Annotated in this window: 9 protein-coding genes and 1 tRNA gene; 7 read left to right on the top strand and 3 right to left on the bottom strand. The window is 69.1% G+C overall.

Annotated features, from left to right (window positions below; all coding sequences use genetic code 11):
* Positions 1–41 precede the first annotated feature (41 nt).
* Positions 42–1,526 carry a rhamnulokinase gene (locus tag FOJ82_RS01820; protein WP_143936737.1) on the top strand — a complete coding sequence of 495 codons (1,485 nt, stop codon included), beginning with the start codon at positions 42–44 and terminating at the stop codon, positions 1,524–1,526.
* On the opposite strand, the gene FOJ82_RS01815 is transcribed toward FOJ82_RS01820, so the two are convergent.
* On the bottom strand, positions 1,527–2,642 hold the full coding sequence (locus tag FOJ82_RS01815) for a class II aldolase/adducin family protein (protein ID WP_143936736.1): 1,116 nt from the start codon (positions 2,640–2,642) through the stop codon (positions 1,527–1,529).
* A gap of 106 nt (positions 2,643–2,748) precedes the next feature.
* A tRNA-Gly gene (locus tag FOJ82_RS01810) sits at positions 2,749–2,822 on the bottom strand.
* A gap of 149 nt (positions 2,823–2,971) precedes the next feature.
* On the opposite strand from FOJ82_RS01810, the gene tig reads away from it, so the two are divergent.
* From tig to FOJ82_RS01780, 6 genes are all read left to right on the top strand, one after another.
* A complete protein-coding gene (tig, locus tag FOJ82_RS01805) occupies positions 2,972–4,492 on the top strand; it encodes a trigger factor (protein WP_143936735.1) in 1,521 nt (506 codons plus the stop codon).
* 163 nt (positions 4,493–4,655) lie between these two features.
* A complete protein-coding gene (locus FOJ82_RS01800) occupies positions 4,656–5,870 on the top strand; it encodes an AI-2E family transporter (RefSeq protein ID WP_246099698.1) in 1,215 nt (404 codons plus the stop codon).
* Positions 5,871–5,968: 98 nt separating this feature from the next.
* Positions 5,969–6,565, top strand: coding sequence for an ATP-dependent Clp protease proteolytic subunit (locus FOJ82_RS01795; protein WP_143937375.1), 597 nt, complete (start codon positions 5,969–5,971; stop codon positions 6,563–6,565).
* A gap of 11 nt (positions 6,566–6,576) precedes the next feature.
* A complete protein-coding gene (locus tag FOJ82_RS01790; protein ID WP_143937374.1) occupies positions 6,577–7,221 on the top strand; it encodes an ATP-dependent Clp protease proteolytic subunit in 645 nt (214 codons plus the stop codon).
* 121 nt (positions 7,222–7,342) lie between these two features.
* On the top strand, positions 7,343–8,626 hold the full coding sequence (gene clpX, locus FOJ82_RS01785) for an ATP-dependent Clp protease ATP-binding subunit ClpX (protein ID WP_143936734.1): 1,284 nt from the start codon (positions 7,343–7,345) through the stop codon (positions 8,624–8,626).
* Between the two features lie 49 nt (positions 8,627–8,675).
* On the top strand, positions 8,676–11,879 hold the full coding sequence (locus FOJ82_RS01780) for a S41 family peptidase (protein ID WP_143936733.1): 3,204 nt from the start codon (positions 8,676–8,678) through the stop codon (positions 11,877–11,879).
* Between the two features lie 169 nt (positions 11,880–12,048).
* Here FOJ82_RS01780 and FOJ82_RS01775 read toward each other — a convergent pair whose 3' ends face one another.
* Positions 12,049–14,856 carry a family 78 glycoside hydrolase catalytic domain gene (locus tag FOJ82_RS01775; RefSeq protein ID WP_143936732.1) on the bottom strand — a complete coding sequence of 936 codons (2,808 nt, stop codon included), beginning with the start codon at positions 14,854–14,856 and terminating at the stop codon, positions 12,049–12,051.
* Positions 14,857–14,865: the final 9 nt, after the last annotated feature.

Raw genomic sequence — 14,865 nt, 5'->3', positions numbered from 1 at the left:
GCGCTAGAATACGTGAAACGTTTCACGAAAGGGCTCTGTCGATGACGACATTCGCTGCTGTTGACCTGGGCGCCTCGAGCGGTCGGGTGATCACCGGCACCCTGTCCGGGGGTCGGCTCGAGCTCAGGGAGGCCGCCCGCTTCCCCAACGGACCCGTCGAGGTGCCGACGCCCAAGGGCCAGCGGCGGCACTGGGACGTGCTGCGGCTGTGGCAGTCGGTCTCCGAGGGACTGCGCACGGCCAGCCACGACGTCGGCCCCCTGGAAGCGGTCGGGATCGACACCTGGGCCGTCGACTACGGCCTCCTCGACGCCGACGGCGAGCTCCTCGGGAATCCGGCCAGCTACCGCTGCGACAGGACCGTGGGTGCCCCGGAGGCCTTCTTCGCGGAACTGCCTGCCGACGAGCTGTACGCCCTCAACGGCCTGCAGGTCCAGCCGTTCAACACGGTCTTCCAACTCGTGGCCGAGGCTCCGGAGCGGCTGGCGCGTGCCGCCGGGCTGCTGCTGGTCCCGGACCTGCTGGGCTACTGGCTCACCGGCCGCCGTGTCACCGAGGTGACCAACGCCTCCACCACAGGCATGCTCGACCCGCGCACCCGGCGCTGGCGCCCGGAGGTGCTGGAGACGCTGGCGCAGCGCTTCGGCCGTGACGTCTCGCCGCTGCTCGCCGAGCTCGTCGAGCCCGGCCACGTCGTGGGACCGGTGAACACCGAGGGGCTCGGTCTGACGACGGCGGTCGGCGCGCCCACGCCGCTGGTCGCCGTCGGCACCCATGACACGGCCTCGGCCGTCGTCGCCATCCCGGCTGAGCGGCCGGACTTCGCCTACATCTCCTGCGGAACGTGGTCCCTGGTGGGGCTGGAGCTCCCGGAACCCGTCCTGGGCGAGGACGCCCGGGCCGCCAATCTCACCAACGAGCTGGGGGTGGACGGCACCGTCCGCTTCCTCAAGAACGTGATGGGGCTGTGGGTCTTCAACGAGTCGGTTCGGACTTGGCGCGAGCGACGCATGGACGTCGACGTGCCGGAGTTGGTTTCCCGAGCCGCCGCCGTGCCGGGGCTGCGGACGGTCGTCGACGTCGACGACGCGGCGTTCTTCCCGCCCGGTGACATGCCCTCGCGGATCGCCGAGGCCGCCCGCCGGACGGGGCAGCCGCAGCCCGAGACCCCCGCCGAGTTCGCGCGCTGCATCTTCGACTCCCTGGCCATCGCCTACGCGCGTGCGATCCGGCGCGCGGCGGACATCAGCGGCCGGGAGGTCGGCGTCGTCCACATCGTGGGTGGTGGGGTCCGCAACCAGCTGCTGTGCCAGCTCACCGCCGACGCGACGGGGCTGCCGGTCGTGGCCGGGCCCGACGAGGGCACAGCGCTGGGCAACCTCGTGGTGCAGGCCCGAGCCGTCGGGCTCCTCGCGGGCGGGCTGCCGGAGCTGCGCGCCGTGGTGCGGGCGTCGTCGGAGCCCAGGACGTACCTGCCCTCGGGTGACGCGGCCCAGTGGGAGCGTGCGGCCGGCAGGATCGGCTGATCAGGACTCGGCGGCCACCGACTGGCGGTAGGCCTCGGCCTCCCAGTTCTCGATGAAGTGGCGCTCCCGCTCGTCCATGACCCGCACCTCGCCGAGGCGGTCCGCGTCGCGCGCCACCCGGAGCGCGTCCAGGAAGGTGTCCAGGGCGTTGCGCGCCGCCTTCTGGGAGGCGCCGACGGCGAACACCGCCTGGCCTGGCACGACGCAGGTGACGGGAGCGCGCCCGTGCTCGGAGCGGAAACGCTCGACGGTGGCGGCGACGCCGGAGGCGTCGTCGGGCAGGTGCGCGGGCAGGGAACCGGCGTAGACGATCTGGTCGGGGATCAGGGGTCCGTGGCACACGGGCCCGGCTCCCAGGACGGCATTGGAGCGCACGAAGTCGTCGGAGGCGGAGGCGACCGCCTCGGCGCCGGTGGCCTCGCGCAGGGCGTTCGCGACGGCCTCGACGTCCACCGTCAGCGCGGCAGGGGCCGAGCGGGAAGTGGGTGCGGCCTCGATGGCGTCGCTGATGGTGCGGGTGAGGTGGTCGATGCGCTCGGCCACCTCGTCGTACGAGTCGCCGGCGACGATGATGCCGTGGTTGCCCAGCAACGTGATTGCGGGGGCGGGTCGACCAGTGCGCTCCTCGTGCTCCCGTCGGGCGGCCGCGATGCCGCGGGCGAGGGGGACGCCGGGATCGATGTAGTCGACCCAGACCACGTCGTCGGCGAACAGCTTCTCCGCCAACCGTCGGCCGTGCCGGTTGCACGTGACCGCGTTTGCCACGAGGGGGTGAAGGTGCAGGACCAAGGCCTCCGGCATGAGGGCGTGGAACAGGATCTCGACGCTGGGCCGGCGCCCACCGGGTTCGCCGATCCGGGCGGCGCTCGCGGCCGCCATCACAGGGTCGCCCTCGACCGGCGCGTCGGAGGCGAGTGCTTCCAGCAGCACGTCGATGCGCAGTGGGACCAGGTCCTCGTCGCGCAACGCGGCGAGCGTGGTTCCCGACGGCTTGATGTGCAGCACCCCGTCGTGCTTGACCGACGCGTTGCCACCGCCCGCGCGGGCGTGCTCCACCTGGGAGCCGTAGTGGTTCGAGAGCCGGATCAGTTGTTCGTGGAGGGCGGCGGCGTCCATCGGGTCCTCATCGTCGTCGGGGAGGTGAATCGTTTCACGCGCAACATATCACTGCGTGCCGGGAAAGCGCGAGGGCCCCGCCAACTAGGCGGGGGCCCTGCACTGCTGGAGCGGATGACGGGAATCGAACCCGCGTGGCTAGTTTGGAAGACTAGGGCTCTACCATTGAGCTACATCCGCAGAACCGCCCACCATTCTATATGTATCCGGCGGCCGGGGACCAATCGCCGCGCCGCAGCGGCGGCCCGGCCGATCACGGCGATTGTTGCCCGAGGGGCCCGCGTCGCTAGGATTGGGCGGAACCGCCAACTCACCAGGAGACAACTTTCGTGCCCAGCACCCTAGAGCAGCTCAGCCCCACTCGGGTGAAGCTCACCGTCGAGATCCCGTTCGCAGACCTCAAGCCCCACCTTGACAAGGCCTACAAGGAGATCGCAGAGCAGGTCACCATCCCGGGCTTCCGCAAGGGCAAGGTGCCGGCTGCCGTCATCGACCAGCGCTTCGGCCGTGGTGTCGTCCTGCAGGAAGCCATCAACGAGGCGCTCCCCGACGCCTACCAGAACGCCGTCGTCGAGTCGAACATCAAGCCCATGGGCCAGCCCGACGTCGACGTCACCAAGCTCGAGGACAACGAGCTCATCGAGTTCACCGCAGAGGTCGACGTGCGCCCCGAGTTCGAGCTCCCCGAGCTGTCCTCCGTGGAGGCCACGGTCGAGAAGGTCGAGACCGGTGAGGAAGCCGTCGACGAGCGGATCGAGCTCCTGCGCCAGCGCTTCGCCACCAACACTGTCGTGGACCGCCCCGCCAAGGACGGCGACGTGCTGTCCATCAGCCTCGTCGCCTCGCAGAATGGCGAGCCGCTGGCCGACGCCACCGCCGAGGACGTCACCTACAAGATCGGTGACGGCAACGGCATGCTCGAGGGCCTCGACGAGGCCGTCATCGGCCTGAGCGCCGGCGAGACCAAAACCTTCACCTCCACCCTCGTGGGCGGCGCCTTCCGCGGCCAGGAGGCCGAGATCGAGGTCACCGTCACCAAGGTGCAGGAGCAGGAGCTGCCCGCGGTGGACGACGAGTTCGCCCAGCTCGTCTCCGAGTTCGACACCGTCGCCGAGATGCGCGAGGACCTGAGCAAGGCCGTCGCGCAGCAGGGCGAGGCCGAGCAGCTCGCCGACGCGCGCGACAAGGTCCTCGAGGCCATCATCGCGAAGACCGAGTTCGAGGTGCCGGAGAAGCTCCTGTCCGCCGAGCTCGAGGCCCGTCGCCAGCAGATCGAGCGCCAGCTCGCCAACGGCGGCCTGAGCGTGGAGGACTACCTGGAGACCGCCGAGGAGGAGGATGCCGAGACTCCCGAGGAGTTCTGGGCAGCCATCGACGAGCGCTCCGAGCAGGCCGTGCGCGCTCAGATCGTGCTGGACAAGTACGCCGACGACAACTCGCTCGACGTCTCCCAGCAGGAGCTCACGGAGCTGATCTTCCGCAAGGCGCAGGAGAACCGCACCACGCCGCAGGACGAGATCAACCACATGATGGAGCACAACCACATGGGCGACTGGATGCAGGAGATCCGTCGCGGCAAGGCGCTCGCCGCCATGTGCCTGGCTGCCACCGTCAAGGACTCCGAGGGCAACGTCGTCGAGTTCCCCCAGCCCACCTCCGACGAGGTGGACCAGATCCAGCAGATCGTCGAGCAGGCCGAGAAGTCGGCCGCCGACGTCGCCGGTGAGTCCGTCGTCGCGGCCGACGAGCCCGAGGAGGCCCCTGTGGAGGAGGCCGCCGAGGAGCCCAAGGCCGCCAAGAAGAAGGCTGCCCCGAAGAAGAAGGCTGCGGCCAAGACCGAGGGCGAGTGAGCCCAGGGTCCGCCGAGGACTGACGACGCCGCCGGGATCACTCCCGGCGGCGTCGTCGCTTCTGGGGGACTGATGGGGGAGACACCCGATTCCTGCGGGCGGCGTCGGCCCTAGACTTGCCACGGCCCGGGACCCCGCCGGGCACTTCACCGTGGAGGATCGAATGACGCAGGACCCCCAGGGCGGCCGGCCGGTGGCCGAGCAGACCGACGACGTACCCATGCGGGAGATCGGCCCGGGGGAGCGACGCAAGGAGCCCAGGCTCAGCCAGTTCGCCAAGGTGGCGATCGTGCTGGCGGCGGTCGCGCTGTCGCTCATGCTCCTGCGGGAGTACAGCGGCATCATCGCGCCGCTGTTCCTCGGCGTGAACCTGCTGGTCACCGCCTATCCCATCCACACCTGGCTCACCAGGCACCGCGTCCCGCGCTGGATCGGCGCGTTGGCCACCGGTGGGACCGTGCTGCTCGTCCTGCTGGCAGCGGTGGGGATGATCGTGTGGTCGGTCACCTCGATGGTGCGCAAGCTCAGCGACTACTCGGCCGAGTTCCAGGAGATGTACGAGCAGAGCATCGACGTCCTCGCCGGACTCGGGTTCGACCAGGCAACCCTCCTCGAGCAGCTCCGCAGCATCAGCCCGACCAGCATCCTCGGGCTGCTCGGCAACATCGCCTCCGCCGGTTCCGGTGTCACGGGGATGATCGTCGTGGTGGTGGTCATCATGGTGTTCATGGTCATGGACCTGCCGTCCATGACCACCCGGTTCGCCATCACCGACCGCCTCCACCCCGCGTTCACCGACACCCTGGAGTCGTTCGCGCTCGGCATCCGCCGCTACTGGCTGGTCACCACGGTGTTCGGGTTGATCGTCGCCCTCCTCGACGGCGTGGTGCTGCTGGTGCTGGGCATCCCGCTCCCGCTGGTGTGGGTGATGCTCAGCTTCATCACCAACTACATCCCCAACGTCGGGTTCATCATCGGCCTGGTGCCGCCCGCCCTCCTCGCCCTGTTCGAGAAGGGGCCGGTCACCGCACTTGTCGTCGTGATCGCCTACAGCGTGCTGAACTTCGTCATCCAGTCGATCATCCAGCCCAAGTACACGGGTGAGTCGGTCGGCATCACCCCGATCGTGTCGTTCCTGTCGCTGTTGCTGTGGACCGCTGTCTTCGGTGCGCTCGGCGCCCTGATCGCGTTGCCGTTCACGCTCATGATCAAGGCGATGCTGATCGACAACGACCCCAGGCTGCGCTGGGTCAACGCCCTGATCGCCTCGAACCCCAGGCAGGTGCTCGGGGGCGAGGACCCACCGGAACCCGAGCCCGAACCGGAGCCCGTGGCGGTGGTCGAGGACCCCGCGAAGCCGGTGCCGGGCAGGTCCTGAGTGTTCCTCGGTGCGCGAACAGCGCGGGGATCACTTCGGTTGTCGGAACTACCCGGTAAGTTTGTGACGTGACCGAGAAGCGAAGCAACGAAGTGACGATGGCTGGCCCCTCCGGGTCCCCCTTCGGCCTTAACGACAATGTCTACTCCTCCCTGTTGGCGAACCGGATCATCTTCCTCGGCTCCGAGGTACGTGACGAGAACGCCAACGCGATCTGCGCGCAGATGCTGCTGCTGAACGCGGAGGACCCGAACAAGGACATCTACCTCTACATCAACTCTCCCGGCGGCTCCGTCGACTCCGGCATGGCGATCTTCGACACCATGCAGTGGATCAGCAACGACGTGGCCACCGTGGCGATGGGCCTGGCAGCCTCCATGGGGCAGTTCCTGCTCTCCGCCGGCACCCCCGGGAAGCGGTTCGCGCTCCCGCACAGCCGCATCATGATGCACCAGCCCTCGGGCGGTCTCGGTGGTACGGCGTCGGACATCCGGATCCAGGCCGAACAGTCCCTGCACATCAAGAAGACGATGGCGGGCCTCATCGCCCAGCACACCGGCCAGACCGTCGAGCAGATCGAGGCCGACTCTGACCGTGACCGCTGGTTCACCGCCCTGCAGGCGCAGGAGTACGGCTTCATCGACCACGTCTACGAGCGTGCGTCCCAGATCAACTCGGAGGCTCCGAACCAGTGAACAACAACACCATGCCCATGATGCCCGGTGGCCTGGCCCCGGCCGGACCCTCCATGGACTACTACATCCCCCAGTGGGAGGAGCGCACCAGCTACGGCGTGCGCCGTGTGGACCCCTACACGAAGTTGTTCGAGGACCGCATCATCTTCCTCGGATCGCCCATCTCCGACGACATCGCCAACGCCGTGATGGCCCAGCTGCTCTGCCTGCAGTCGATGGACGCCGAGCGCCAGATCTCCATCTACATCAACTCTCCCGGTGGCTCGTTCACCGCGCTGACGGCGATCTACGACACCATGCGCTACATCAAGCCGGACATCCAGACGGTCTGCCTGGGTCAGGCCGCTTCCGCCGCGGCCCTGTTGCTGGCCGCCGGCACGCCCGGCAAGCGTCTCGCGCTGCCGAACTCCCGGATCCTGATCCACCAGCCGGCCACCGAGGGCGGCTACGGCCAGTCCTCGGACCTCGAGATCCAGGCCCGTGAGATCATGCGCATCCGAGAGCTGATGGAGAACATGCTGGCCACCGACACCGGCCAGAGCCTCGAGAAGATCAGCAAGGACATCGAACGCGACAAGTACCTCACCGCCCAGGAGGCGGTCGAGTACGGCATCGTCGACGACATCCTGACGTCGCTGAAGAACGCCGAGTCCTAATCGTTACCTCGGGTCGGCTGACGCGCCGACGGTTCGCGCGTCAGCTGGCCCGGTGACGGGTAGGGTGGCGGCAAAACAGTATCCGTAGGTATCCGGACAGACTCATCGAGGGGGTGAGGGCATGGCACGCATCGGGGAGTCGAGCGAACTTTTCAAGTGCAATTTCTGTGGCAAGAGCCAGAAGCAGGTCAAGAAGCTGATCGCAGGGCCCGGCGTCTACATCTGTGACGAGTGCATCGGCCTGTGCAACGAGATCATCGAGGAGGAGTTCCCCGAGAACGAGGACCACGGCATCGCGGAGGAACTGCCCAAGCCCCGCGAGATCCGTGACTTCCTGGACACCTACGTCATCGGTCAGGAGCCGGCCAAGAAGGCCCTCTCCGTCGCCGTCTACAACCACTACAAGCGGATCCAGTCCGACTCCCAGGTGCCGGCCAGGCACGGCGGTGACAGCGAGCCGGTCGAGGTGGGCAAGTCCAACATCCTCCTCATCGGTCCCACGGGCTGCGGCAAGACCTACCTCGCGCAGACGCTCGCAAAGATGCTGAACGTCCCCTTCGCGATGGCGGACGCCACCGCCCTGACGGAGGCCGGCTACGTCGGCGAGGACGTCGAGAACATCCTGCTCAAGCTCATCCAGGCTGCGGACTTCGACATCAAGAAGGCCGAGACCGGCATCATCTACATCGACGAGATCGACAAGGTGGCCCGCAAGAGCGAGAACCCGTCGATAACGCGCGACGTCTCCGGCGAGGGCGTGCAGCAGGCGCTGCTGAAGATCCTCGAGGGCACCGTCGCCTCCGTGCCGCCGCAGGGCGGCCGCAAGCACCCGCACCAGGACTTCCTCCAGATCGACACCACCAAGGTCTTGTTCATCGTCGGTGGTGCGTTCTCCGGTCTCGAGGACATCATCGACTCCCGCATCGGCAAGCGTCCCCTCGGGTTCAACAAGAGCGCCGAGAAGCAGGTCGTCACCACGGACCCGATGTCCATGGTGCGCCCGGAGGACCTGCACAAGTTCGGTCTCATCCCCGAGTTCATCGGCCGGTTGCCGATGATCTCCAGCGTCTCGCCGCTGGACAAGGAGGCGCTCGTTCGCATCCTCGTCGAGCCCCGCAACGCGCTCACCAAGCAGTTCGCCCGGCTCTTCGAGCTCGACGGCGTCCGTCTGGACTTCACCGACGAGGCCATCGAGGCCATCGCGGAGCTCGCGCTGGAACGGGGCACCGGTGCTCGAGGGCTGCGCGCCATCCTCGAGGAACTGCTGCTCGACGTGATGTTCGACGTCCCCTCCGACGAGGACATCGCACAGGTGGTCATCAACGGCGACGCGGTCACCGGCGGAGGCGCCCCCGAACTCGTCCCGAGGGCCAAGCTGGCCCGCCGCAGGGACCTGTCCGCCTGAGACATTCTCGGGCTCGAAACCGTTGCCCGGGACGAGTAGGTTTGTGCCCATGACTTCTGGCTACCTGCGCTACCCGCACGTCCTGGGGAACCTGCTCACCTTCGTCGCCGATGACGACGTCTGGCTGGCCTCCACCGATGGCGGACGAGCACACCGACTGACGGCGGACGGTCACCCGCCGAGGAGCCCAAGGTTCTCGCCCTCGGGGGGCAGCGTCGCGTTCGTGAACGACGTCGGCGGCGGACTGGACCTCCACGTCGTCGACCTGGACGGCGGCCGTCGCCGCCTCACCTGGGTGGGTGCCCGCCGCATGCAGGTCTCCGGCTGGCTCGACGACGAGCACGTCCTGCTGGCCTCGGACCATGCCGACGGCAATCGCGCCATCACCAGCCTCTACTCGGTGTCGTTGGACGGTGACCTGGAGCGGATGCCATGGGGCCCCGCCATGGCCGCAGCCGTGCACCCGGACGGCCGCGTCGTCGTCTCGTCCCCGAACTTCCGAGGACCTGAGATGTGGAAGCGCTACCGGGGCGGCATGGCGGTGCGGCTGTGGGTGTCCGACGCCAAGCGCAAGAAGTGGACCCGCCTCCTGCCCGAGCAGACGGCGAGCCTGAACGCCCCGTCCTGGTTCGGCGACCGCATCATGTTCACCTCCGACCTCGGGGCCTCGCTGCCGGGCAACCCGCGCGAGCAGGCCCAGGTCTGGTCCGTGAACCCGGACGGCAGCGACCTCCGCAGCCACACCCACCACACCTTCGAGCAGGGCTACGTCCGCGACGCCGTGACCGACGGGACCACCGTCGTCTACCACGCACGCGGCCAGCTGTTCCGGATGAAGGGACTCGACGGGAAGTCCAAGCGGATTGACGTGCAGGTGGCCGTGGCCGACCCGGCACCCTTCGCGCCGTCGCCCACAGACAGGCTGGAGGCGATCGTGCCCGACCACGGCGGGGACGGCTCGCTGCTCGACTGGCGCGGCTCGGCCTGGTTCCTGACGCACCGCGGCGGTCCCGCCCGCGCTCTCAGCGAGCTGCCCGGCGTCCGCATCCGGGAGCCGCAGATCCTGGGTGACTCCGGCAAGGCCATCTGGGTCACCGACGCCGAGGGTGAGGACTGCCTCGAGGTGATGCAGCTCGACGGCGACGGCGACCCCCGCCGCATCGCCCAGGGCAAGCTCGGGCGGGTGCTGGCACTTGCGCCCAGTGCCGACGGCACCAAGGTGGCCGTCGCCAGTCACGACGGCACGGTGAACGTCGTCGAGGTGGCCCGCGGCACCGTGAGGAGGATCGGCCGCTCCGCCGAGGGTGAGGCCACCGGGCTCGTGTTCTCGCCCGACGGGCGCTACTTGGTGTGGCGCGAGGCCATCGCCAACGAGGGGATGCTGGGACGCCTCGTCGCCCACGACCTGACCGATGACCGGTCCGTCCCGTTGACGCGCGGCCAGTTCAACGACTTCAGCCCCGTGTTCAGCCTGGACGGCAAGTACCTCTACTTCCTGTCGTCACGGACCATCGACCCAACCTACGACGAGCTGGTCTTCGACCTGTCGTTCACCAACACCATCCGTCCCTTCGTCATCCCGCTGCGCGCTGAGGACCCGGCCCCCTTCGGGCCGTCGGCAGACGGCTGGAACATCAGCGAGGAGGACGACGAGCCGAAGAAGGACGGTGAGGAGGAGTCCAAGCCCGAGACGGTGTTGTTCGCCCTCGACGGCGCCGAGAGCCGCATGGTTCCGCTCCCCGTGCCCTCGGGTCGCTACGTCGACCTGCAGGCGTGCAAGGACGGCGTCCTGTGGCGCCGGCTCTCGGCCTACACAGGCGAGCTCGGAGCCGGCAGGATCCCCGGTGAGGAGGCGAAGGATGCCATCGAGTTCTACGACGTGGGCAAGCGCAAGCTGAGCGTCGTCGTCGAGGCCTGCGACTCGGCCTGGGCCAGTGGCGACGGCAAGCAGCTCGTCGTCCGCAACGGCGACGAGATCTGGGTGCAGGCCGCGGAGGCGAAGCCCGGTGAGGACGACGACTCCCGAATCAATGTCGACCTGCATCGCCTCCGCCGGGAGATCCACCCCCGCGACGAGTGGCGCCAGATGTTCGACGAGAATGCGCGGCTGATGCGGGACCACTACTGGCGCGAGGACATGGACGGCAACGACTGGGACGCCATTGCGGCGGGCTACCGGCCGCTGGTCGAGCAGCTGGCCAGCCACGACGACCTGGTCGACGTCCTGTGGGAGACCGTGGGCGAACTGAACACGTCCCACGCGTACGTGATCCCGCCCGATCACGGCGAGGAGTCAGGCCGGGTCGGCTGGCTGGGCGCCGAGTTCACCCGCAACGCCAAGGGCGAGGTGGTCATCGCACGCATCCTGGAGGGTGAGACCTCGGACCCGTCTGCCCGCTCCCCACTGCGCGCGGCCGGTGTCGCGGCCCAGCCGGGTGACGTCATCCTCGCCGTCGACGGGCGCTCCACCGCAGAGGTGGCGGACATCGGGGTGCTCCTGCAGGGCTCGGCCGAGAAGGTCGTCGAGCTCACCCTCGCCCGTGGACGGATGAAGCGCCGGGTCGCCGTGGTTCCCGTCGCCTCGGAGGCGAGCCTGCGCTACCACGAGTGGGTGTCGAGCCGCACCAGGTACGTGCGTGAGCAGTCCGGGGGTCGCATCGGCTACGTCCACGTGCCCGACATGGCGGCACACGGCTGGGCCGAGTTCCACCGCCTGATCGGCGAGGCGGTACGGTGCGAGGCCGTGATCGCCGACGTCCGCTTCAACGGCGGCGGACACACCTCCGAACTGGTCATCGAGCGGCTCGCCCGCAAGGTCACCGGCTGGGCGTGGGGCAGGCACTACGACCAGGCCATGCCGTACCCGAGCCAGGCGCTGAGGGGCCCGCTGGTGTTCGTCACCAACCCGTACGCGGGCTCCGACGGCGACATCGTCACCGCAGCGGCCCAGGAGCTCGAGCTCGGGCCCGTCGTCGGTGAGCGCAGCTGGGGTGGCGTCGTCGGCATCGACGGCCGGTTCACCCTGGTCGACGGCACCGACGTGACGCAGCCGCGCTACGCCCACGCCTTCAACAAACTCGGCTACGGGCTCGAGAACCACGGAACCGAACCCGACATCGTCGTGCCCGTCGGCCCGGCCGACTGGGAGTCCGACGGCGACGTCCAGCTCGACCGCGCCATCGAGGAGGCCCTGCGGCGGCTGGAGGATACCCCTGCCGCCACTCCGCCGAGGATCGAACCCCCGCGGGTGTGACGAGACCGGCCGGGGTCTCGACACGCGCCGCTCGTTCCTCGCGGCGCTACTCGACCAACGGATCTCCGCGGGTCGAGTAGCGACCCTCGCATCTCCGTTGGTCGAGTGGTGACCCTCGCATCTCCGTTGGTCGAGTAGCCGCCGAGGAACGAGGCGGCGTGTCGAGACCTCAGGCCTCGCGGGAGGCGTTGAAGTCCTCCAGCTGCCCCATGACCTTGTCAGCAACCACGGGACTGACGATGCTGAACGCGGCCGAGAGCGTCTGGCTCTGGATCCACCGCGTCCGGGCCCGGAAGTCGGCCCCGAGCACGGGGTCGACCCGGTCCCATGCCGCCAGCAGCTCGGCGTGCGCCTCCGCGTCGTCGATGATGTCCGCCAGGGTCGTGAGGAGGGTGATGGGTGTCGCCGGGGAGTCGGTGCCGGGGGCCTCGAACTGCCAGATGTGCGTTCCCGAGCCCACCTCGAACGGTGCCCTGTCCGGCAGCTCCACCACCGCGGTCGAGTTGGGCGGCACCGTGGCCTCGACGGTGACGGTCGAGCCCTCACGTCGCCAACCGGCCTCGATGGTCCCGTAGGGTCCCTCGTGGCGTGCCCTGGCGTGGTGGAGACCCGGGAGGGGAGTCGGCGCGATCCGTACCTTCTTGTACCCGGGCTCGGCGGGAGCCAGGCCGGCTACGACGCGGTGCATCCAGTCCGCGACCGATCCAAGGGCGTAGTGGTTGAAGGACGTCATCTCGCCGGGGTTGATGGACCCGTCGGGCAGCAGGGAGTCCCAGCGCTCCCAGACGGTCGTGGCGCCCATGCCCACCGAGTAGAGCCAGGACGGGCACTCGGTCTGCAGCAGCATCCGGGCCGCGGGTTCGACATGGCCGGTCCGGGTGAGCGCGTCGTTCACCAACGGTGTGCCGACAAAGCCGGTGCTGATCCGGTAGCCGTCCCGACGCGCCAGCTCTGCCAGGCGTCGACCGAGGACGGCGGCGAGCTCGCCCTCCGCTATCCCGAACTCGATGGCCAGCGCGTAGGCCGTCTGCGCGTCCGAGACGATCCTGCCGGCGGGGGTGGTGTACTCAGCGAGCCACGCCTGCCTGACCTTCTCCGCGAGCGCCGAGTAGTGGTCGGCGTCCTCGTGGTCGCCGAGCAGTTCCGCGGCGCGTGACAGGAGGTCGGTCGAGCGGTAGAGGAACGCGCTGGCCACGATGTCCGGATCAGTCTTGGCCTTGGCGGGGTTCTCAGGCGGCGAGTCCGGGTCCACCCAGTCACCGAACTGGAAGCCACCCTCCCAGAGGTACCTGTCCCCGGCGAGGCCGAGGAGCAGGTCGGTCCAAGCCTTCATCGAGGGGTATTGGCGCTCGACGACACCCAGGTCGCCGAACCGCTCGTGCAGGACAGTGGGCAGGACCGTGGCCACGTCGCCCCACGCGGCGGCGGGCACGTCGCCCGAGCGCAGGACGTCGGGGACGACGAACGCGACGCCCCCGCCGGCGGCCTGCTGCTCGTGCCAGACGTCCTCGAGCCAGGAGGCGAGGAAGCCGTCGCAGTCGTAGAGGAACGACGCCGTCGGCCCGAAGATCTGGATGTCTCCGGTCCAGCCCATCCGCTCGTCGCGCTGCGGGCAGTCCGTGGGCAGGTAGAGGAAGTTGCCCCGCATGCCCCACACGACATTCTCGTGCAGCCTGTTCAGCAATTCGTGTGAGGAGTCGAACCAGCCGGTGCGGCGCATGTCGGAGTGGATCACCTCGGCGGTGACGGCGCCAGGGTCGAACTCGCCCGGCCAACCGGTGATCTCCGCGAACCGGAAGCCGTGGAAGGTGAAGGTGGGGGCGTACTCCTCGGTGCCGCTGCCGGCGAGCGTGAAGTTGTCCGTGGCGCGGGCGCTCCGCAGTGGCCGGACCCCGAGCTCGCCGTTCTCGAGCACCTCGGCGTGGCGGAGCGTGACGGTGCTGCCCGCCTCCCCGGACACGCGGATCCGCAGCCGGCCCACGAGGTTCTGGCCGAAGTCCAGCACCAGCTTGCCCGAGGGCGACGTGAGCACCTCGGCCACCTCGAGCAGCTGGGTCACGCGGACCTCCGGCGACGTCCTGGCACCCGGCAGCACGCCTGCGCTGCCCAGCTGTGCGTCGCCCCACCCGGAGTCGTCGAACCCGGCCCGGTCCCAGCCGGGCTGCTCGAGGCGGGCGTCGTAGTCCTCCCCGAGGTAGATGCCTGCGGCGACCCAAGGGGACTCGCCCGTAACGCGCCAGTGTCCACCCGTGACCAGCCACTCAGTGCTGCCGTCGGCGTACTCGAGGAGGAGCTGGCCGGCGACTGTGGGCTGCTCGCCGTAGACGGGGCCCGCATGGCCCTGGAAGCCGAAGTTCTCCGTGTACCAACCGCCGGTCACGCTCAGAGCGACGGCGTTCTTGCCGGGGGACAGGAGGGAGGTGACGTCGGTGGTCTCGTGCACGAGCCGGAACTCGTAGGGGGTCCAGCCGGGCTTGAGGATCTGGTCGTCCACGTCGGTCCCGTTGAAGCTCGCCTGGTAGGTGCCGTGGGCCGTGGCGTACCAAGTGGCACGCGACAGACCGTCGCGCACCTCGAACTCGAGTCGGGCCAGGAAGGGGTGCCCCTGGTGCTGTGGCTCCGGCAGTCCGATGAACTCCGCGGCCCACTCGCCCTCGCCCAGGAACGCCGCGGTGAAGGACGTGGCCGCGCTCCAATCGGACCAGCCGGCGTCGTCGCGCACGCGCACCCTCACCTCGCCGCGCTGCCGAGGGTTGAGGTCCTCGAAGGGCCAGTCGACCAGCACCGAGGCGTCGCCGTCGACGGCGACCACCTGGCCGTGGCCGTCAGGGCCGGTGAGGGAGATCTCGGCGGCCAGCTGGTGCCAGCCGTCCTGGTCCGTGGTGGTGCGCCAGGACAGTCGGGGCCGGGCGCTTGCCACGTTGCCGGCTTGGCTGTCGCCGTGCTCCAGACGGGGCGGGGTGACGACGGTGGACATCTGCATCGT

It is taken from the genome of Tessaracoccus rhinocerotis, assembly GCF_007197885.1.
GTDB lineage: Bacteria > Actinomycetota > Actinomycetes > Propionibacteriales > Propionibacteriaceae > Arachnia > Arachnia rhinocerotis.
This window is presented reverse-complemented; position numbering and strand designations above follow the sequence as displayed.

Coding starts and splice junctions, on each gene's coding strand:
- FOJ82_RS01820 (WP_143936737.1), top strand. CDS start 42: ATGACGACATTCGCTGCTGTTGACCTGGGCGCCTCGAGCGGTCGGGTG.
- FOJ82_RS01815 (WP_143936736.1), bottom strand. CDS start 2,642: ATGGACGCCGCCGCCCTCCACGAACAACTGATCCGGCTCTCGAACCAC.
- FOJ82_RS01800 (WP_246099698.1), top strand. CDS start 4,656: ATGACGCAGGACCCCCAGGGCGGCCGGCCGGTGGCCGAGCAGACCGAC.
- FOJ82_RS01795 (WP_143937375.1), top strand. CDS start 5,969: ATGGCTGGCCCCTCCGGGTCCCCCTTCGGCCTTAACGACAATGTCTAC.
- FOJ82_RS01790 (WP_143937374.1), top strand. CDS start 6,577: ATGCCCATGATGCCCGGTGGCCTGGCCCCGGCCGGACCCTCCATGGAC.
- clpX (WP_143936734.1), top strand. CDS start 7,343: ATGGCACGCATCGGGGAGTCGAGCGAACTTTTCAAGTGCAATTTCTGT.
- FOJ82_RS01780 (WP_143936733.1), top strand. CDS start 8,676: ATGACTTCTGGCTACCTGCGCTACCCGCACGTCCTGGGGAACCTGCTC.
- FOJ82_RS01775 (WP_143936732.1), bottom strand. CDS start 14,856: ATGTCCACCGTCGTCACCCCGCCCCGTCTGGAGCACGGCGACAGCCAA.